This window comes from Pantoea sp. Ep11b, from assembly GCF_040783975.1.
Classification (GTDB): domain Bacteria; phylum Pseudomonadota; class Gammaproteobacteria; order Enterobacterales; family Enterobacteriaceae; genus Pantoea.
Genome location: NZ_CP160631.1, coordinates 276,994 through 297,103, shown reverse-complemented (window position 1 = coordinate 297,103; position 20,110 = coordinate 276,994). Strand labels below are relative to the sequence as shown.

Below are 20,110 nucleotides of genomic sequence, written 5' to 3'. Positions count from 1 at the left end.
CTGATGATAAAAGGTGAAACTTACGCTTTACGCTGCTGAGCGCGTGCAACGGGTTTGTCTGCCGGGGCATCTGCAGGTGCCTGCGCGATACCTGGCAGGTAGCGACCAATCAGAGTGCGATATCCTACTGCGCCCAGGCAGGCACCGACCAGCGGGCCAAAAACAGGGACCAGGAAGTAAGGAATATCTTTACCACCGCTAAACGCCACGTTACCCCAGCCTGCGATGAAGGCGAACAGCTTCGGTCCGAAATCACGCGCCGGGTTCAGGGCGAAGCCGGTCAGTGGACCCATCGAGCCGCCGATAACGGCAACCAGCAGGCCAATCAGCAGCGGTGCCATCGGGCCACGCGGAACGCCGTTGCCATCGTCGGTCAGCGCCATAATCACTGCCATCAGTACAGCGGTAATGACCATCTCGACCAGGAACGCCTGACCGACGCTGATGTGCGGGTTAGGATAGGTAGAGAAGATGCCCGCCAGATCCAGACTCTGAACGGTGCCACGCACCATCTGATGACTCTGCTCGTAATCGAAAAAGAGGCTGTAGTAAAGACCATAAACCAGCGCGGCCGCGCAGAATGCGCCGGCGACCTGCGCCAGAATGTAGGGCAGTACTTTACGACCGTCGAAGCTGGCGAACAGGCAGAGCGCGACCGTCACGGCAGGGTTCAGGTGTGCGCCTGAAACGCCTGCGGTCAGATACACCGCCATTGAGACGGCTAAGCCCCAGATAATGCAGATTTCCCACTGACCGAATGCGGCACCGGCGAGTTTCAGAGCAGCCACACAGCCTGCGCCAAAGAAGATTATCAAGCCTGTCCCCAGAAATTCGGCAATACACTGACCTTTGAGCGTGTTAGTTGTCTGACTCATAATAGTGGTTCCTGAAGCGAGGTTAAATTTTATCAGTTTTTGTTCTCAGTCCATGAGTCACCCAGCTTTGATGTAGGGCTGATGTGAATTTATCGTTAACGAACATAAACGAGAAATAGCGAAATCATTTTTTGTGTACTGTGTCATAAAAATGCGCGATTTCGCGTATTCCGGCTTTCTTTAACCACAATTCGCGCCCTGTTGCCGTGGGATCGGACCACGGCTGTTTTCTGCGACGCCCGGTTTCAGGGATTGACTGAAAAGTGTTACAGACTGCGCGCGCGGCGGCCACGTTGCTGGACTTGCGGGGTGAGGCTACATACAATCGGGACAACGTTGCTGGCTTAAGCTGGCATCATCAACGCCTTGCAGAATTTAGGAGAGGTCAGAAAGATGTCATTTGAAGTGTTTGAGAAACTGGAAGCGAAAGTACAGCAGGCGATTGATACCATCACCCTGTTGCAGATGGAAATCGAAGAGCTGAAAGAGCAGAACAACTCACTGCGTAACGATGCGCAACAGGTTGCGGGCAACCACGATGCACTGATGCGTGAAAATCAGCACCTGAAAGAAGAGCAGCATGTGTGGCAGGAACGTCTGCGTGCGCTGCTGGGAAAAATGGAAGAGGTTTGAAGCCTCAGCTGACGTGAAAAAACGGGTGCTCTGGCACCCGTTTTCATGTCTGCGCTATTCGATGTCCAGCGCGTCTTCTGACAGAATGATACCGGTATTGTCAGCGTAGAGATGGTCGCCGGAGAAGAAGGTGACGCCGCCGAAATTGACGCGCACATCGCTTTCGCCAATCCCTTCACCCGCTGCGCCAGCCGGGATCGCCGCAATGGCCTGAATGCCAATTTCCAGCTCTTCCAGCTCATCCACCTGCCGCACCGAACCGTACACGACCAGCCCTTCCCACTCGTTGGCCGCCGCCAGCTGCGCCAGCTGCGCATCCACCAGCGCCCGACGGACAGAGCCGCCGCCATCGATGACCAGTACCCGACCCCGGCCATTTTCTTCCAGCAGATCGTAAAGTAAGCCGTTGTCTTCAAAGCATTTCACTGTGGTAATCTGACCACCGAATGAAGTGCGCCCACCGAAGTTTGAAAAAAGCGGTTCAACAACATTCACTTCTTCATGGTAGATATCGCAGAGTTCAGATGTATCGTATTTCATAAGGGTTTCGTCTGTTTGCCACAGGAGAGGTAAGTATATCGCTATATGCAGATTGTTGGCAAAATCATCAGTATGAAAAAAGCATCGTTCGATCAAGAACATGCACAAAAAAGCCCAGCCGGGTGGGCTGGGCTTCTGAAAAGCATAAAGCGGTGAATCAGAGAATGAAGCGGCTCAGGTCTTCGTCTGCCACCAGCACATCCAGATGCTTGCCGACATACTCCGCATCGATGGTCACAGACTCACCGGAGCGATCGCTGGCGTCATAGGAGATATCTTCCATCAGACGCTCCAGCACGGTATGCAGACGACGCGCACCGATGTTTTCGGTGGTTTCGTTGACCTGCCACGCGGCTTCTGCGATGCGACGAATCCCCTCTTCGGTAAACTCAATGTTTACCCCTTCGGTGTTCATCAGCGCCTTGTACTGCACGGTAATCGAGGCATTCGGCTCGGTCAGAATGCGCTGGAAATCGTTCACGGTCAGCGCCTGCAGCTCAACACGAATCGGCAGACGACCCTGCAGTTCCGGGATCAGATCGGAAGGGCTGGCTACCTGGAACGCACCGGAGGCGATAAACAGGATGTGGTCCGTTTTCACCATGCCATGCTTGGTGGAGACGGTGCAGCCTTCAACCAGCGGCAGCAGGTCGCGCTGCACGCCTTCGCGTGACACATCCGGGCCGCCTGAATTCTGGCCGCCGCGCTTACAGATTTTGTCGATCTCATCGATGAATACGATACCGTGCTGCTCAACGGCGTCGATGGCGTCCTGTTTAAGCTCATCCGGATTGACCAGTTTTGCCGCTTCTTCTTCGATCAGCAGCTTCATCGCTTCTTTGATCTTCAGCTTGCGGGCTTTCTGCTTCTGGCCGCCCAGGTTCTGGAACATCGACTGCAGCTGGCTGGTCATCTCTTCCATGCCCGGAGGGGCCATGATTTCAACACCCGGCCCGCTGGCCGCCAGATCGATCTCAATCTCTTTGTCATCCAGCTGGCCTTCGCGCAGCTTCTTACGGAATGACTGACGCGCCGCAGAGGGTTCAGCACTCTGTTCTGACTGACCCCAGTTGTTTTTAGCCGGTGGGATCAGCACGTCCAGAATGCGCTCTTCAGCCATCTCTTCGGCGCGATATTTATTCTTCTCAATCGCCTGACTGCGCACCATCTTAATGGCCGAATCGGTCAGATCGCGAATGATAGAGTCCACTTCCTTACCGACATAACCGACCTCGGTAAACTTGGTGGCCTCAACCTTGATGAACGGCGCATTGGCCAGCTTCGCCAGACGACGGGCAATCTCGGTTTTACCGACACCGGTCGGACCGATCATCAGGATGTTTTTAGGGGTCACTTCGTGGCGCAGCTCTTCGTCGAGCTGCATGCGGCGCCAGCGGTTACGCAGTGCGATAGCCACGGCGCGCTTGGCGCTGTCCTGGCCGATAATAAAACGGTTCAGTTCGCTGACGATTTCGCGTGGAGTCATCTCAGACATATTTATACCCTTACGCCTTAGACGTTAATTCTTCGAAATTAACGTTGTGGTTTGTGTAGATGCAGATATCACCCGCGATGTTCAGCGACTTCTCAACGATGTCGCGTGCGCCCAGTTCGGTATTCTCCAGCAGCGCGCGTGCCGCTGCCTGAGCGAAAGGCCCACCGGAGCCGATAGCGATCAGATCGTTTTCAGGCTGGATGACGTCACCGTTACCGCTGATGATCAGCGATGCGGACTCATCCGCAACGGCCAGTAAGGCCTCCAGACGACGCAGCATACGGTCGGTACGCCAGTCTTTGGCCAGTTCCACCGCCGCTTTGACCAGATGGCCCTGATGCATTTCCAGCTTACGTTCGAACAGTTCAAACAGGGTGAAGGCGTCTGCGGTGCCGCCAGCAAAACCGGCAATCACCTTATCGTTGTATAAACGACGCACTTTTTTGACGTTGCCTTTCATCACGGTATTGCCGAGCGTAGCCTGGCCATCACCGCCAATCACTACCTGGCCGTTGCGTCGTACACTTACTATTGTTGTCACGGGCAGACCCCTTGTTGCAGTCGGAAAAGGACTCCGCGCACCGGGCGCGGAGTATCATGCAACAGATATGGGGCGGGTTTGACGGGTTTCAACCCCCGATGGAGAGTGGAATGCAGCCGCTGTGTCCGGAACTGCGCAGGCGCTTCAGGGTGCTGTCGGCCGAGGCGCGATCTTTATAAGGACCGATAACCACACGATTCCAGCCGCCGCCAGTAGTAATCCGGCTTTCAAAACCTTCAAAGGCTAAGCCGGCTCGGACCGATTCAGCCTGGTCGGTGCCTTTAAACGAACCACACTGCACCATCCAGCGCTGTGAAGAGGCCTTTTCAGCCGGTTTCACTTTTGCCGTTTCCTGCGGTTTTGACTGCGCCTCTGGTTCACGCGTAATCGGCGCGGCCTGCTGCGTCTGGCGCTGTACATTTTGCTGCTGCTGCTGCTGCTGGCGTTGCTGTGCCTGCTGCTGTTGCTGACGCAGTTGTTGTTGCTGTAACTGCTGCTGACGCTGCTGCTGTTGCTGAGCCTGCAACTGCTGACGTTGCTGCTGCTGAACCTGCTGCTGCTGGCGTTGCTGTTGCTGCTGAACCTGTTGCTGCTGACGTTGCAGTTGTTGCAGCTGCTGCTGATGCTGCAGCGTCTGCTGGCGTTGCGCCGGCGTCTGTTCGTTCCACGGCACTTCGTTGAGCTGAGTCGGCTGCTGACGCATATCAGCCTGCATCTGCTCCAGCAGCTGACGCTGCTCATCGGTCAGCTGTGTCTGCGACTTCACTTCGCCACCCGATGAAGGCTCGATAGGGGTCGGCACGGTAATCTGACGATTTTCCAGCTCTTTAATATATTTCCAGCGCTCTTCTGGCTTCGGCGGTAAGCCATTGCCGTTGGCTTTATGATCCGTAATGACCGGCACGTCCTCTTTTTTATGATGCGCCAGGAACCATAAACCACCGGCAAAGGTCACCAGCACTGCGACCGCCAGTACAATCATCAACTTAGAAATGCCCGAGCCGCCTTTGCTCTTTTTGCCACGGCTGGGGCTTTTTTTGCGACGCGTCCCTGTTGAACGCCCGCGGCCTACATAATCTTTTTGTGCCACTCTCGTTCTTATACCCTTCAAAAATAGTGCCTGATGGGCGAAATAGTGATGCTTACGCGCCCGGCAAGGAGTCCGTCATGTTACTTAAGGGTCGGAACTTTGACCAGCAGTGTTCGCCTTAAGAATCTACTGAAAAGAATCAGACGAAAAGGCTTATTTTTCACGCTTTTTTGCGCGCGCTGTGCTGCCCCGAATGGTTAAACCGGCATCCAGCAGCCGCGAGCCACTGATCACCCGTTTGCCATTCAGCTCATCCAGCAGCAACAGCATCGCTTCGCGGCCTATCTGGTAACGCGGCTGCGTGACCGTTGTGAGCGGCGGCTCGCAGTAACGGGAGAGCTCAATATCATCGAAGCCAACCACAGAGAGATCCTCCGGTATCCGCACGCCGCAGCGTCTGGCCTGATTCATCGCGCCCAGCGCCATAATATCGCTGTGGCAGAACAGTGCGCGCGGAGGCTGCGGCAGCGTCATCAGCTGGTTCATGGCAGCCACACCCGCTTCAAACGTAAAATCGCCACGCACGATATAGGCAGGATCGACCGTCAGCCCGCTGCGACGCATCGCCTGTACGTAGCCCTGCAGGCGATACTGGCAGAGCGGCATCTCCTGCGGCCCGGCGATACAGGCGATCTGCGTGTGGCCCAACTGTAGCAGATGATTCACCGCTTCGAAGGCGGCGGTCAGATTATCGATGTGAACCGAGGGCAGGGACATCTCCGGCGCGAACTCATTCGCCATCACCATCGGCGGCAGATTGCGCTGCTCATCAATGCTGGCGTCAAAGGGCAGCTGGGAACCGAGCAGCACCATGCCATCTATCTGCCGCGTAACCATCAGGTTAAGAAAGGTTCTCTCCTGCTGATTCTGATGGGCGCAGTCGCCAATCAGGACCAGATAGCCCTCTTCGGCAGCGGCGACTTCAACGCCACGAATAATTTCGCTGAAAAAGGGATCGCAGATGTCAGGGACAATAACCAGGATAGTTCGCGTCTCGTTACGCCGTGCGTTGCGCGCGGGACCGTGAGCCGAATAGCCAACGGCGGCAACCGCTTGCTCGACTTTCTGGCGGGTGGCCGCAGAGACTTTCTCCGGGTTCATCAGCGCACGCGATACGGTGGCGGTTGAGACACCCGCGTGTTCCGCGACATCCTTCATCGTGGCGGCGGGCGGTTGTTGATTCTGCTCCAACACATGCTCCTGACGCGTTATGGCGCGTTCGATTCTGTTTTTGCCTGACATAAAAGCAAACCGGGCAACATTGTTAACGATTGCCCGGCCGGTTGTTACTTAATTTGCATAAAAATTGTGACTTAAGCGACAATTTTCGATCCCGCTCGCAGTGTCAGAAAAAATCAGCTTTCCGTCGGGTCGATATCCAGCGTCCATTTAACCTTACGGGCGGCGGGCAGGGTTGAAACCAGCGGTAACGAGCTGCTCAGCAACTGCTGCAGACGCTGGCGGGAGGGGTGCTGTAAGAGCAGCTGCCAGCGCCAGCGCCCGCTGCGTTTGGGCTGCAGCGCGGGCAGAGGCCCCATAAACCACATCGCCTGATCATTCAGCGGACTCGCCTCCAGCAGGTTGCGAAGCTGTTGCAGAAACTCTGCTGCCTGCTGGTTATCCATATCTTCGGCGCGGAACAGCGCATGGCGGCTCCAGGGCGGCAGGTGAACCGCCTGTCGCTCCAGTAACGCCTGTTGGGCGAACGCCGGATAGCCCTGATGCAGCAGCGTCTGCAGTAACGGATGCTCCGGATGATGCGTCTGCAGCAGAACTTCGCCCTGTTTGCCCGCCCGGCCAGCCCGCCCGGCGACCTGAGTGTAGAGCTGGGCAAAGCGCTCCGCCGCACGAAAGTCCGCGGAGAACAGCGCACCGTCGACATCCAGCAGCGACACCAGCGTGACGTCAGGGAAGTGGTGGCCCTTGGCCAGCATCTGAGTGCCGACCAGGATGCGTGCGCCACCGCGGTGAACGTCGGCCAGATGCTGCTCCAGCGCCCCTTTGCGACTGGTGGTGTCGCGATCGATACGCGACACCGGCACGCCGGGGAAGAGGGTGCCGAGTTGCTGCTCAAGCTGCTCCGTGCCCACACCGACCGGCAGCAGATGGGTCGAACCGCACTGCGGGCATTGATTGGGCAGCGGACGCTGGCTGTCGCAATGATGGCAGCGCAGCTGGCGATGATGCTGATGCAGCGTGTAGTAGCGGTCACAGCGGGTACACTCGGCAATCCAGCCGCAGTCGTGACAGAGCAGGGCGGGCGAAAACCCCCGGCGGTTGAGAAACAGCAGCACCTGGTTGTCGGCCTGCAGGTGCTGGCGCATTTTCGCGATCAGGCCTGGAGCCAGGCCGCCGATCAGCTGCACGCCCTTTAAATCGATAAGCTGTTGCAGCGCCGGTCTGGCGTTACCGGCACGTTTTGTCAGGTCGAGCTGGCGATATTTGCCGCTGCGCACGTTGTGCAGCGTCTCCAGCGCCGGTGTCGCGGAGCCCATCACAATCGGGATGTTCTCTTCATGCGCGCGGAAGACAGCCAGGTCGCGCGCCTGATAGCGCCAGCCCTCCTGCTGTTTGTAGGAGCTGTCATGCTCCTCATCAATAATAATGACGCCAGGACGCGCCAGCGGGGTAAACAGCGCCGAGCGGGTTCCAATGACAATCGCCGTTTCGCCGCGTCGCGCACGCAACCAGACGGCCAGCCGCTCGCTGTCGTTCAGGGCGGAATGCAGCACATCAATGGGGGCATCAAAACGTTCACGAAAGCGTGCGATAGTCTGCGGGGTCAGGCCAATCTCAGGCACCAGCACCAGCGCCTGTTTACCGCGCGCCAGCACATTCTCCAGTACGCTGAGGTAAACCTCGGTTTTGCCGGAACCGGTAATCCCCGCCAGCAGCCAGGCCGCATAGTTCTCATCATCGGCCCGAATGGCGCCGACGGCCATCGCCTGGTCGGTATTCAGGCGCAGACGCTCGCCTTTGACGGCATAGGTTGACCGCCAGTCATGCCGGTCCGGCTGATGCGCATGCAGTTCGCACAGCCCTTTGGCGCGCAGAGCCTGCAGGGTCGCGTCGGTGAGATCGTGATCGCCAGTCTGATGACGATAGAGCGGCTGCTGACGCAGTGCCGCCAGCGCCTGCTGCTGCTTAGGCGCCCGCTTCAGGCTCTCTGGCGCGGTCGCCCGGCCCAGCTCGGTGATTTCCCAGCGCCATAGCGGAGTATCCTGCGCCGCTTTCCCCTGACGCAGCAGCACCGGAATTGCGTGGCTCAGGACTTCGCCCTGCGGCGAGTGATAGTAGTGCGCGGCCCAGTTCAAAATGCGCCAGAGCGAGGGCGGAAAGAGTGACTCGCTATCCAGCACCTCGCCGACCCGCCTGAGCTGCGCTTCCGGCAGGTCGCTGCTGTCGCGGAAGGCGACCACGATGCCGATCATTTTTCGATTGCCAAAGGGCACACTCACGCGGCCGCCAATGACCGGCTGCGCGCCCTGCGGCGGCAGATAATCAAACAGGCGGGGCAACGGGACGGGCAGGGCAACCTGAACGACGGGCATAACTCTCTCTTTCCGGCTCAATCATCGGGGAAGCTAGTGTACACGCTGTACCCGGCTGGCGGGTATCTCAGGATAGATTTGCAGCAATCAAAAGTTATCTGTATAATATGCGGCCTTCGGTGAGAAAGATCTGGCCGGAGTATACACTTTTACGTTCAACCGCGTGTGGTGCTGTGCAGGTTAACGCCTGGCACGGAGAGCGACACGGCCTTTTATGAGGTTTCCCATGAAACAAGGTATTCACCCGAAATACGAAGCAGTTACTATCAAATGTACCTGCGGCAACGAGATTCACACCCGTTCTACTCTGACTCACGAACTGAACCTGGACGTTTGTGGCAAATGCCACCCGTTCTATACCGGTAAGCAGCGTGAAGTGGCAACTGGTGGCCGTGTTGACCGCTTTAACAAGCGTTTCAGCGTGCCAGGCGCTAAAAAATAAGATTAAAAGGCACCTGAACCTGCGGGTTCGGCGGCAGAAAAGACCCAGCTTCGGCTGGGTTTTTTTATGTCTGCGTGATGGCGAAAACCCTCTCCCGGCAGCCTGACCAGGCCGGCGACAGCGTGAACGTCTGAATATTGTGAACTGAAGCGGGCATAAGCGGAGCAGGGCGGGTCAGGAAAGCGGCTCCCTGAGCGGAGCCTGCTTCTCTGAAACGGGTAAAGCGAAGGAGCCTGACGGATTAATATTCCCAGGTGTCCGGATCGACGCCCATCTGGCGCATGATCGCTTTTGCCTCTTCCGGGATCTCATCGCTGCGCTCTTTGCGCAGGTCAACGTCATCCGGCAGCGGCTGGCCCGTGAAAGCATGTAAAAAAGCTTCGCAAAGCAGTTCGCTGTTGGTCGCGTGGCGCAGATTGTTCACCTGACGACGGGTACGCTCATCCGTTAAAATCTTCAGCACACTCAAGGGGATAGAAACCGTTATCTTCTTGACCTGCTCGCTCTTCTTACCGTGCTCAGCGTACGGGCTGATATATTCGCCGTTCCATTCAGCCATGGGTTACCTTAATTAATAAACGTTAAATGTGAGGAAATCAGCGGATTATGCCTGATTTTTTCCTGCCTGACCCCTGATATGGCGGGTTTTCTTCGCTCACAACCTCTGCTGCACAGAGGGGAACGCCAGGCGATGACGCATAATTTTAGCGGTTATTGCGGGTTTGCTCAATCTATACGCAAAGACATTTAGATGTCCAGATGTATTGACGTCTAATTAAGGGGTGATATCCTGTGTGCTACATTTTCTTCACTCTTCAGGAACAATTCGCTCATGACGCGTAAACCGGCAACTATCGCAGTGCGCAGCGGTCTGAATGATGACGAACAGTATGGCTGCGTTGTCCCGCCCATTCACCTCTCGACGACCTATAACTTCCTGGATTTCAATGAGCCGCGCGCGCATGACTACTCCCGTCGTGGTAACCCGACGCGTGATGTTGTTCAGCGTACGCTGGCGGAACTGGAAGGGGGAGCGGGTGCGGTATTAACCAATACCGGCATGTCGGCGATTCATCTGGTGAGTACGCTGTTCCTGAAGCCTGGCGATCTGCTGGTTGCGCCACACGACTGCTACGGCGGCAGCTATCGGCTGTTTGACAGCCTGAGCAAACGCGGCGCGTATCGGGTGAAATTTGTCGATCAGGGTGATCCGGTGGCGCTGCAGGCGGCGCTGGATGAAAAACCTAAGCTGGTGCTGATTGAAAGCCCCAGCAATCCGCTGCTGCGCGTGGTCGATATCAGCGGGATTTGCGCGGCGGCACGCGCGGCGGGTGCCGTCAGCGTTGTCGACAATACCTTTATGAGTCCGGCCCTGCAGAACCCGCTGGCGCTGGGCGCCGACCTGGTTATTCACTCCTGCACCAAATACCTGAATGGTCACTCCGACGTGGTTGCGGGTGCGGTGATTGCCCGCGATCCGCAGCACGCGACCGATCTGGCCTGGTGGGCGAACAATATCGGCGTGACCGGCGCGGCGTTTGACAGTTATCTGCTGCTGCGCGGGATTCGTACTCTCGCACCACGTATTGCGGCGGCGCAACGTAATGCCCTGGCGATTGTGGCATATCTGCAGCAGCAGAAGCTGGTGAAAAAGTTGTATCATCCTTCGCTGCCGGAGAACGCCGGACACGAATATGCCGTACGTCAGCAGCGCGGCTTTGGTGCCATGCTGAGTTTTGAGGTCGAGGGTGATGAGGCGCTGCTGCGTCGCTTCCTGAAAGCGTTGCGGCTGTTTACGCTGGCCGAATCGCTGGGCGGTGTGGAGAGTCTGATCTCCCATACCGCCACCATGACGCACGCGGGGATGTCAGCAGAAGCACGCGCGGCAGCGGGCATTTCCGATACGCTGCTGCGGGTTTCTGTCGGCATCGAAGATCACGAAGATTTAATAGCCGATCTGGATAATGCATTCCGGGTCGCAGCCGAGGGTTAAGCATGATGATTTCAGCAGGCGCAGGAACGCCAGATATCCGGCAGTTGCACAAGTTTGGCGGCAGCAGCCTGGCCGATGCACGCTGCTACCAGCGCGTTGCCAGCATTATGGCGGACTACAGCCAGCCGGGCGACCTGATGGTGGTCTCTGCCGCCGGCTCAACCACCAACCAGCTGATAAGCTGGCTGACGCTGAGCCAGAGCGATCGCCTCTCTGCGCACCAGGTGCAACAGGCGTTACGGCGCTACCAGAGCGAGCTGATTAGTGCGCTCCTGCCTGCTGAAGTTGCGGAACCGCTGATCGGCGCGTTTATTCGCGATCTGGAGAAGCTGGCTGCCCTGCTGGATGCGCCGATCACCGATGCGGTCTACGCCGAAGTGGTCGGACATGGTGAAATCTGGTCGGCGCGCCTGATGTCTGCGGTGCTGAGCCAGCGCGATCTGCAGGCCTGCTGGCTGGATGCACGCGAGTTTCTGCGGGCTGAACGTGCAGCTCAGCCGCAGGTGGATGAGGGCAAATCCTGGCCGCTGCTGCAGACCTTGCTGGCGCAGCATCCTCACAAGCGCATCGTGGTCACCGGATTTATCAGCCGCAACGACGCCGGTGAAACGGTGCTGCTGGGCCGCAACGGCTCCGACTACTCCGCCACACAGATTGGTGCGCTGGCGGGTGTCGGCCGTGTCACCATCTGGAGCGACGTGGCGGGCGTCTACAGCGCCGATCCCCGTAAAGTTTCGGACGCCTGTCTGCTGCCGCTGTTAAGGCTGGATGAAGCCAGCGAGCTGGCGCGCCTGGCGGCCCCGGTGCTGCACACCCGCACCCTGCAGCCGGTCTCCGGCAGCGATATCGATCTGCAGCTGCGTTGCAGTTATCAGCCGGAGCAGGGGTCTACCCGTATTGAACGCGTCCTGGCTTCCGGTACCGGTGCGCGGATCGTCACCAGCCATGACGATGTCTGCCTGATCGAGATTCAGCTCCCGGAGCAGCATGACTTCGCGATCCTGCATAAAGAGATCGACCTGCTGCTGAAGCGAGCGCAGCTGCGTCCGCTGGCATTTGGTGTGCATCCGGATCGCCAGCTTCTGCAACTCTGCTATACCTCCGAAGTGGTCAACAGCGCCTTTGCGCTGCTGCAGGACGCGGGTTTACCGGGTCATCTGCAGCTGCGCGACGGGCTGGCGCTGGTGGCGCTGGTTGGCGCAGGCGTCACCCGCAACCCGCTGCATACCCATCGCTTCTGGCAGCAGTTAAAAGATCAGCCGATCGAGTTCATCTGGCAGTCAGAAGAGCACATCAGCGTGGTGGCAGTGCTGCGCGTCGGGCCGACCCGGCATCTGATCCAGGGGCTGCATCAGTCGCTGTTCCGTGCTGAAAAGCGCATCGGCCTGATGCTGTTTGGCAAAGGCAATATCGGTTCGCGCTGGCTGGAGCTGTTTGCCCGTGAGCAGGAGACACTGTCAGCGCGTACCGGCTTTGAATTTTTGCTGGCGGGCGTGGCGGACAGCCGTCGCAGCCTGCTGAGCTATGAGGGGCTGGATGCCAGCCGGGCGCTCGCCTTCTTTGATGACGAGGCCGTGGAGCGCGATGAGGAGTCGCTGTTCCTCTGGATGCGCGCCCATCCGTTTGATGATCTGGTGGTGCTGGATGTCACCGCCAGCACCCCGCTGGCGCAGCAATATCTCGACTTCGCCAGCCACGGTTTCCATGTGATCAGTGCCAACAAGGTCGCGGGGGCCTCCGACAGTCAGACATGGCGGCAGATCCGGGATGCCTTTACCAAAACCGGACGTCACTGGCTCTATAACGCAACGGTGGGCGCGGGTCTGCCTATCAACTATACCGTGCGCGATCTGCGCGACAGCGGCGATACCATTCTGGCCATCAGCGGAATTTTCTCCGGGACGCTCTCCTGGCTGTTCCTGCAGTTTGACGGCACCGTGCCCTTTACCGAGCTGGTGGATCAGGCGTGGCAGCAGGGATTAACCGAGCCTGATCCGCGCGCTGACCTCTCAGGTCAGGATGTGATGCGTAAGCTGGTGATCCTGGCGCGTGAGGCGGGCTATAACATCGAGCCGGATCAGGTGCGGGTGGAGTCGCTGGTGCCTGACAACTGTCAGCAGGGTTCGGTTGACCACTTCTTTGAAAACGGCGAAGAGCTGAACGAACAGATGCTGCAGCGACTGGAAGCCGCGCAGGAGATGGATCTGGTGCTGCGTTACGTCGCCCGCTTTGACGCGAACGGCAAGGCGCGCGTGGGCATCGAAGCGGTCCGTCCGGAGCATCCGCTGGCCTCGCTGCTGCCGTGTGATAACGTCTTCGCAATTGAGAGTCGCTGGTATCGGGATAACCCGCTGGTGATCCGCGGGCCTGGCGCGGGCCGGGATGTCACCGCAGGCGCTATTCAGTCAGACATTAATCGCCTCGCCCAACTGCTTTAACGCCTCCTCAGGCGCTTCGGCGCCTGTTTTCAATGTGTTACCTCTGCCCTGCGCAGCCACCTTCACGCTGGCTGACAATGACGCACGTCTGTTGATTATTTTTAAGTTGACGGCAGACGCAGATTGCGTCATTTTGAACTTCTGGACGTCTAAACGTGTAGATGTTTACAGGCCGGTTATTAATCGATGAGGGTGCAGGATGAGTTTCTTTCATGCTAATCAGCGCGAAGCGCTAAACCAGAGCCTGGCAGAGCTGAACGGGCAAATTAATGTTTCCTTTGAGTTCTTTCCGCCTCGTACCCACGAAATGGAAGAGACCCTGTGGAGCTCAATCGATCGCCTGAGCAGCCTGAAGCCGAAATTCGTTTCTGTGACCTACGGCGCGAACTCCGGGGAACGCGACCGCACCCACAGCATCATCAAAGGCATTAAAGATCGTACCGGTCTGGAGGCAGCGCCCCATCTGACCTGTGTCGATGCCACGCGTGACGAGCTGCGCGCTATCGCACAGGATTACTGGAACAATGGCATTCGTCATATTGTGGCGCTGCGCGGCGATCTGCCGCCCGGCAGTGGCAAACCGGAGATGTATGGCAGCGATCTGGTGTCGCTGCTGAAAGAAGTCGGCGAGTTTGATATCTCCGTCGCCGCCTATCCGGAAGTGCATCCCGAAGCAAAAAGCGCCCAGGCTGACCTGATTAACCTGAAGCGCAAAATTGATGCGGGCGCCAGCCGGGCGATCACCCAGTTCTTCTTCGACGTGGAAAGCTACTTACGTTTTCGCGATCGCTGTGTGGCGACCGGTATTGATGTGGAAATCGTGCCGGGCATCCTGCCGGTCTCCAATTTCAGACAGCTGCAACGCTTTGCCACACTGACTAATGTGCGTGTGCCGGGCTGGATGCATGCAATGTTTGCCGGGCTGGATAACGATCCGGAGACGCGCAAAATGGTGGGGGCCAATATCGCCATGGATATGGTGAAAATTCTGTCGCGCGAGGGGGTGAAAGATTTTCATTTCTATACGCTGAACCGGGCTGAAATGAGTTACGCCATCTGCCACACCCTGGGCGTACGGCCTGCTGCTGCGGCGGCATAATCGCGCCACGCGCAGACAATAAAAAAGTCGGGCATCGCCCGACTTTTTTTTATCACTGCCCGCCGACGCTCATCAGCGCCGGATTAACCGGTGTTACGCATCCCGGCGGCAACACCGGCGATGGTGACCATCAGTGCCTGCTCCACGCGGGCATCCGGCTCTTCGCCGCGCGCTTCCTGGGCGCGTGAACGATGCAGCAATTCCGCCTGCAGGACGTTAAGCGGGTCGGTATAGACGTTACGCAGCGCGATCGACTCGGCAATCCACGGCTGGTCAGCCATCAGGTGCGAGTCGTTGGCGATGGTCAGCACTGCTTTGATATCCGCATCAAGCTGATCGCGCAGCTGTTTGCCCAGCGGCCAGAGCGATTTATCCACCAGGCGCTGATCATAGTATTCCGCCAGCCACAGGTCCGCTTTCGAGAAGACCATCTCCAGCATCCCCAGACGGGTAGAGAAGAACGGCCAGTCGCGGCACATCGCCTCAAGCTGATCCTGATGGCCTGCCGCCATCGCCTGCTGCAGAGCCGCACCGGCCCCCAGCCACGCGGGCAGCATCAGGCGGTTCTGCGTCCAGGCGAAGATCCAGGGAATAGCACGCAGCGACTCCACGCCGCCGGTTGGCCGGCGCTTGGCCGGACGCGAGCCCAGTGGCAGTTTACCCAGCTCCTGTTCCGGCGTGGCCGAACGGAAATAGGGCACGAAATCAGCATTTTCACGCACGTAACCGCGGTACATCGCGCAGGAGTCAGCCGAGAGCTGATTCATAATGTCGCGCCATTCGCGTTTCGGCTCCGGCGGCGGCATCAGGTTCGCTTCCAGAATCGCGCCGGTGTAGAGCGACAGGCTGGCGATAGTCACCTCAGGTAATCCATACTTAAAGCGGATCATCTCACCCTGTTCGGTCACGCGCAGACCGCCACGCAGGCTGCCCGGTGGTTGTGACAGCAGTGCTGCATGAGCAGGCGCACCGCCACGGCCAATGCTGCCTCCGCGTCCGTGGAACAGCGTCAGGGAGATCCCGGCTTTCTCGCAGGTTTTGATCAGGGCATCCTGCGCCTGATACTGCGCCCAGCTGGCGGCCATCACACCGGCATCTTTCGCCGAGTCAGAGTAGCCAATCATCACCATCTGCTTGCCCTGAATAAAGCCGCGATACCAGTCGATGCTCAGCAGCTGGCTCATGACGTCGTTAGCGTTGTTCAGGTCATCCAGCGTTTCGAAAAGCGGCGCCACCGGCATCGCATAGCTGATACCGGCTTCTTTCAGCAGCAGGTGAACGGCCAGCACGTCAGAGGGGGTTTTCGCCATCGAAATGACATAGGCGGCGATAGAGCCCTGTGGCGCTTCGGCCGCGACGCGACAGGTCTCCAGCACTTCACGCGTTTCATCGCCTGGTTCCCAGTTGCGGGGCAGCAGCGGACGTTTGGAGTTCAGTTCACGGATCAGGAAAGCCTGCTTATCCGCTTCGGACCAGCTCTCGTAATCGCCCAGGCCCAGGTAGCGGGTCACTTCTGCAATCGCTTCAGTGTGACGGGTGCTCTCCTGGCGCAGATCGATACGCACCAGCGGCACGCCAAAACATTTCACGCGGCGCAGCGTATCGAGCAGCTGGCCGTTAGCGATGATGCCCATGCCGCACTTCTGCAGGGACTGATAGATGGCGAACAGCGGATCCCACAGCTGGTCGTTAGACACCAGCAGGTCGGCCGGACGCGGCAGGCGTTCCCCTTTCAGGCGATGCTCCAGGAACGACTGCGTGTTCATCAGCTGGCTGCGCAGGCGTTTCAGAATCACTCGATAGGGTTCCAGCGCCTCCGGATCGCCGCTGAGTTCGCGGATCTCTTCGCTGCACTCTGACATCGACAGCTCAGAGATCAGCACGCCAATATCGCGCAGGAACAGGTCGGTGGCTTTCCAGCGGCTTAATTGCATCACATGACGGGTAATCGACGCCGTCACATTCGGATTGCCGTCGCGGTCACCGCCCATCCAGGAGGTGAACTGAACCGGCACGAAATCGACCGGCAGTCTGATGCCGAACGCCTCTTCGACCTGCTCGTTCAGTTCACGCAGAAAGGCGGGAACGCCTTCCCACAGGCTGTTTTCCACCACGGCAAAGCCCCATTTCGCTTCGTCGATCGGGGTAGGGCGATATTTACGGATCTCATCGGTATGCCACGCCTGGGCGACCAGCTGGCGCAGACGGCGCATGATCTGATTACGTTCGTAGTCGGAGACATCGCTGTGATCGAGCTGTTTCAGGCAGCTGTTGACCTCAACCAGCTTGTGGATCAGCGTGCGGCGGGTGATTTCGGTCGGGTGGGCAGTCAGCACCAGCTCCAGCGACAGCGACTCAATCGCCGTCAGGATGTCGCTTTCGCGAATATCTTTCTGCTGCTTCAGGGTATCAAAGGTCTTTTTCAGCAGTTCAGGATGGTTCTCACCCTCGCCACTCTGCGAGATGGTCTGATACTGCTCCGCTACGTTAGTCAGATTAAGGAACTGGCTGAACGCGCGCGCCACCGGCAGGAGCTCCTCGTTGGAGAGGTTCTGCAGCGTATTGAGCAGTTCTTTACGATGAGTGTCATTGCCTGCGCGGGATGACTTGGAGAGCTTACGGATGGTTTCCACCTGGTCGAGGATGTTCTCGCCCAGTGCATCCTTAATCGTATCCCCGAGCAGTTTGCCGAGCATACTGACATTACTTCGCATTGCGGAATATTGTTCGTTCATTGGACCCTGACACCCTTATCGTCTTGAAAAACTTCTACACCCGACCTTTCAGGCAGCCGAAAATCAGCAACGTGTTGTTCCCGGCTCACGGAGGGGAACCGGCGCCGTTGCCGCCTGTCCGCTTTCTGAAACGCTCTGGATAATCACCCGGTGGGTATAACATCGTCTTGTATCTAGCCACGTAATGTTGCATTCGTCAAATGAGATAAAGTGCGGCGAAGTAGCGGCTAAATAACGGGAATTATTGGTATTTATGGGGAGTGAAGCGGGATAAGTTATTCTTATTGTTAAATCCCGCAGATTGAGGGGGCATTTTGCTGTTATTGCAGTGAAATGCCCCATTTGCTGTTAATCAGTGACAAAAATGCTGCACAACCTGACTGATAAGCGCCCGCGTCGGCTTAATAAATGCCGTATCGATAAACTCATCTGGCTGATGTGCCTGATTAATTGAACCTGGCCCCAGTACCAGCGTCGGACAGAGCTGCTGAATAAACGGCGCTTCGGTGCAGTAGTTAACGATTTCGGTAGGCGTGCCCAGCAGTTTTTCGACCACACTGACCAGCTCATGATTAGCCGGACACTCATAACCCGGGATTGGCGGATGCAGCTCGGCCACGGTGACACGCCCTGGCCAGCGGGCGCTGACCGGGGCCAGCGCCTCATTCAGCAGCCCGTCGAGATCGCCAAGCGACAGGCCGGGCAGCGGACGGATATCCATGTGCAGTTCACAGCAGGCGCAGATACGGTTCGCCGCATCACCGCCATGAATATGACCGAAATTCATGGTGGGATAGGGGATGGCAAAGCCATCGTGGTGATAGCGCTCCTGCAGCGTCGTGCGGAGCTGCATCAGGTGGGTGATCGACTCATGCATCAGCTCGATAGCGTTAACGCCACGCGCCGGATCGCTGGAGTGGCCCGATTTTCCTTCGATACGGATCACGTTCGACAGATGGCCTTTGTGCGCACGGACCGGCTTAAGCGAGGTCGGTTCACCAATGATGGCGCAGTCGGGGCGCAGCTGCGTCGATTCAGAAAAATATTTGGCTCCGGCCATGGTGGTCTCTTCATCCGCCGTGGCAAGAATATAGAGCGGCTTACTCAGCGTGCTGACATCCACATCGCGCAGCGTATCGAGAATAAAGGCGAAGAACCCTTTCATATCGGCCGTGCCCAGACCATAGAGCTTGTTGTCGTGCTCGGTCAGGGTAAAAGGATCGCGTGTCCAGCGGCCATCATCAAAGGGCACGGTGTCGGTATGACCCGCCAGCAGCAGGCCGCCCGCGCCGCTACCGGTGCGCGCCAGCATATTAAATTTGTTGCGCGTTCCTGGCACCGGCTGCACTTCAACGCTGAAGCCGAGGTCGCGGAACCAGCCTGCCAGCAAACTGATTAAAGTTTCATTACTCTGATCCAGTGCGGCATCGGTTGCGCTGATCGAGGGTGTGGCGATTAACTGGCTGTACAGTTCAATAAAAGGCGGTAATTTTGTCTTCACTGTTGGCGGTCCTTGGGTTAGGATGTATCCATATTCATGCAGTAATAGTGAATAAAAATACATTAACGTCCTCTGCAAGGGAACCTTAAATCGCTGCAGATGACAGGGTGGGTAACGGGGCAAGGCCGCGACCCGGAATGTGCGACTGTAAAAAGGGTTACAGCCTGATGTTGAATACGCTGATCGTTGGTGCCAGTGGTTACGCTGGTACAGAGCTAGCCACCTTCCTGAATCGTCATCCACATATCAACATAACCGCTTTGGCGGTTTCCGCGCAAAGCCCTGATGCCGGTAAGCGCCTGTCCGACCTCCATCCGCAGCTGAAAGGCGTGGTGGATCTCCCGCTGCAGCCGCTCAGCAGCGCGGCGGAGTGGGCGGGCAAAGTGGATGTGGTGTTCCTGGCGACCGCCCATGAAGTCAGCCACGATCTGGCGCCCGAATTTCTCAAGGCCGGTTGCGTGGTGTTCGATCTGTCGGGCGCCTTCCGCGTCAACGACGCCGACTTCTACACCCGCTTCTATGGCTTCACCCATCAGCATGGCGAGTGGCTGGATAAGGCCGTTTACGGCCTGGCGGAATATCAGCACGAGAAGATTCAGCAGGCGCAGCTGGTGGCCGTGCCCGGCTGCTACCCGACTGCCGCTCAGCTGGCACTGAAGCCACTGGTGGATGCCGGACTGTTAAACGACGCGCAGTGGCCGGTCATCAATGCCACCAGCGGCGTGAGCGGTGCCGGGCGTAAAGCCAATGTCGGCACCAGCTTCTGCGAGGTCAGCCTGCAGCCTTACGGCCTGTTCAATCATCGCCATCATCCGGAAATTGTCGCGCACCTCGGTACGCCGGTGATCTTCACGCCGCATCTGGGGAGTTTCCCTCGCGGTATTCTGGCGACCATTACCTGTCGTCTGAAAGCGGGTGTCAGCCGTGATGATGTCGCCGCAGTGTTCCATCGTGCCTATGATGATAAACCGCTGGTGCGGTTCTATGAGCAGGGCGTACCTGCGCTGAAAGCCGTTGTGGGTCAGCCCTTCTGCGATATCGGTTTTGAGATGCAGGGCGAGCATCTGATTGTAGTGGCCGCCGAAGATAATCTGCTGAAAGGCGCGGCATCGCAGGCGGTACAGTGCCTGAACATCCGGTTCGGCTTCCCTGAAACGCAGTCACTGATTTAACGGAT

The 20,110-nt window shown here is 57.8% G+C and carries 16 protein-coding genes; 6 read left to right on the top strand and 10 right to left on the bottom strand.

Features of this window, described 5'->3' with window-relative positions; all coding sequences use genetic code 11:
* Positions 1–20 precede the first annotated feature (20 nt).
* Positions 21–875: an MIP/aquaporin family protein gene (locus AB1748_RS01465; protein ID WP_367395924.1), complete on the bottom strand. Its 855-nt coding sequence runs from the start codon at positions 873–875 to the stop codon at positions 21–23.
* A 393-nt stretch (positions 876–1,268) separates the two neighbouring features.
* Between AB1748_RS01465 and zapB the strand changes: the two genes are divergently transcribed.
* A complete protein-coding gene (gene zapB / locus AB1748_RS01460) occupies positions 1,269–1,508 on the top strand; it encodes a cell division protein ZapB (RefSeq protein WP_003851242.1) in 240 nt (79 codons plus the stop codon).
* Between the two features lie 54 nt (positions 1,509–1,562).
* Here zapB and rraA read toward each other — a convergent pair whose 3' ends face one another.
* From rraA to priA, 6 genes are all read right to left on the bottom strand, one after another.
* Complete coding sequence (gene rraA, locus AB1748_RS01455; RefSeq protein WP_111140414.1) at positions 1,563–2,048, bottom strand: ribonuclease E activity regulator RraA; 486 nt, start codon at positions 2,046–2,048, stop codon at positions 1,563–1,565.
* A gap of 157 nt (positions 2,049–2,205) precedes the next feature.
* The gene (hslU, locus tag AB1748_RS01450) at positions 2,206–3,543 is read right to left on the bottom strand and encodes an HslU--HslV peptidase ATPase subunit (protein ID WP_111140415.1); all 1,338 of its coding nucleotides are present in this window, start codon (positions 3,541–3,543) and stop codon (positions 2,206–2,208) included.
* Positions 3,544–3,553: 10 nt separating this feature from the next.
* Complete coding sequence (hslV, locus tag AB1748_RS01445; RefSeq protein WP_111140416.1) at positions 3,554–4,084, bottom strand: ATP-dependent protease subunit HslV; 531 nt, start codon at positions 4,082–4,084, stop codon at positions 3,554–3,556.
* An 88-nt stretch (positions 4,085–4,172) separates the two neighbouring features.
* Positions 4,173–5,174, bottom strand: coding sequence for a cell division protein FtsN (gene ftsN, locus AB1748_RS01440; RefSeq protein ID WP_367395923.1), 1,002 nt, complete (start codon positions 5,172–5,174; stop codon positions 4,173–4,175).
* Between the two features lie 153 nt (positions 5,175–5,327).
* On the bottom strand, positions 5,328–6,365 hold the full coding sequence (gene cytR, locus AB1748_RS01435; protein WP_111140418.1) for a DNA-binding transcriptional regulator CytR: 1,038 nt from the start codon (positions 6,363–6,365) through the stop codon (positions 5,328–5,330).
* Between the two features lie 164 nt (positions 6,366–6,529).
* Positions 6,530–8,725, bottom strand: a complete 2,196-nt coding sequence (gene priA / locus AB1748_RS01430; protein ID WP_111140419.1) for a primosomal protein N' — start codon at positions 8,723–8,725, stop codon at positions 6,530–6,532.
* A gap of 226 nt (positions 8,726–8,951) precedes the next feature.
* Here priA and rpmE point away from each other — a divergent pair, with 226 nt between their 5' ends.
* A complete protein-coding gene (rpmE, locus tag AB1748_RS01425) occupies positions 8,952–9,167 on the top strand; it encodes a 50S ribosomal protein L31 (protein WP_003851227.1) in 216 nt (71 codons plus the stop codon).
* 241 nt (positions 9,168–9,408) lie between these two features.
* On the opposite strand, the gene metJ is transcribed toward rpmE, so the two are convergent.
* A complete protein-coding gene (gene metJ / locus AB1748_RS01420; RefSeq protein ID WP_009088019.1) occupies positions 9,409–9,726 on the bottom strand; it encodes a met regulon transcriptional regulator MetJ in 318 nt (105 codons plus the stop codon).
* 273 nt (positions 9,727–9,999) lie between these two features.
* Between metJ and metB the strand changes: the two genes are divergently transcribed.
* The 3 genes from metB to metF all read left to right on the top strand — a co-directional run bounded on the left by metB (position 10,000) and on the right by metF (position 14,697).
* Entirely contained in the window at positions 10,000–11,160 is a 1,161-nt protein-coding gene (metB, locus tag AB1748_RS01415; RefSeq protein ID WP_111140420.1) for a cystathionine gamma-synthase, read from the top strand.
* Positions 11,161–11,162: 2 nt separating this feature from the next.
* On the top strand, positions 11,163–13,598 hold the full coding sequence (locus tag AB1748_RS01410; protein WP_111140421.1) for a bifunctional aspartate kinase/homoserine dehydrogenase II: 2,436 nt from the start codon (positions 11,163–11,165) through the stop codon (positions 13,596–13,598).
* A 199-nt stretch (positions 13,599–13,797) separates the two neighbouring features.
* On the top strand, positions 13,798–14,697 hold the full coding sequence (metF, locus tag AB1748_RS01405; RefSeq protein WP_111140422.1) for a methylenetetrahydrofolate reductase: 900 nt from the start codon (positions 13,798–13,800) through the stop codon (positions 14,695–14,697).
* A gap of 83 nt (positions 14,698–14,780) precedes the next feature.
* Here metF and ppc read toward each other — a convergent pair whose 3' ends face one another.
* Both ppc and argE read right to left on the bottom strand, forming a co-directional pair.
* Positions 14,781–17,432 (bottom strand): phosphoenolpyruvate carboxylase, encoded by a 2,652-nt coding sequence (gene ppc / locus AB1748_RS01400; RefSeq protein ID WP_111140423.1) that lies wholly within the window; start codon positions 17,430–17,432, stop codon positions 14,781–14,783.
* 352 nt (positions 17,433–17,784) lie between these two features.
* Positions 17,785–18,933 carry an acetylornithine deacetylase gene (argE, locus tag AB1748_RS01395; RefSeq protein ID WP_111140424.1) on the bottom strand — a complete coding sequence of 383 codons (1,149 nt, stop codon included), beginning with the start codon at positions 18,931–18,933 and terminating at the stop codon, positions 17,785–17,787.
* 167 nt (positions 18,934–19,100) lie between these two features.
* Between argE and argC the strand changes: the two genes are divergently transcribed.
* Positions 19,101–20,105: an N-acetyl-gamma-glutamyl-phosphate reductase gene (gene argC / locus AB1748_RS01390; protein WP_367395922.1), complete on the top strand. Its 1,005-nt coding sequence runs from the start codon at positions 19,101–19,103 to the stop codon at positions 20,103–20,105.
* The last annotated feature ends 5 nt before the right edge of the window (positions 20,106–20,110 follow it).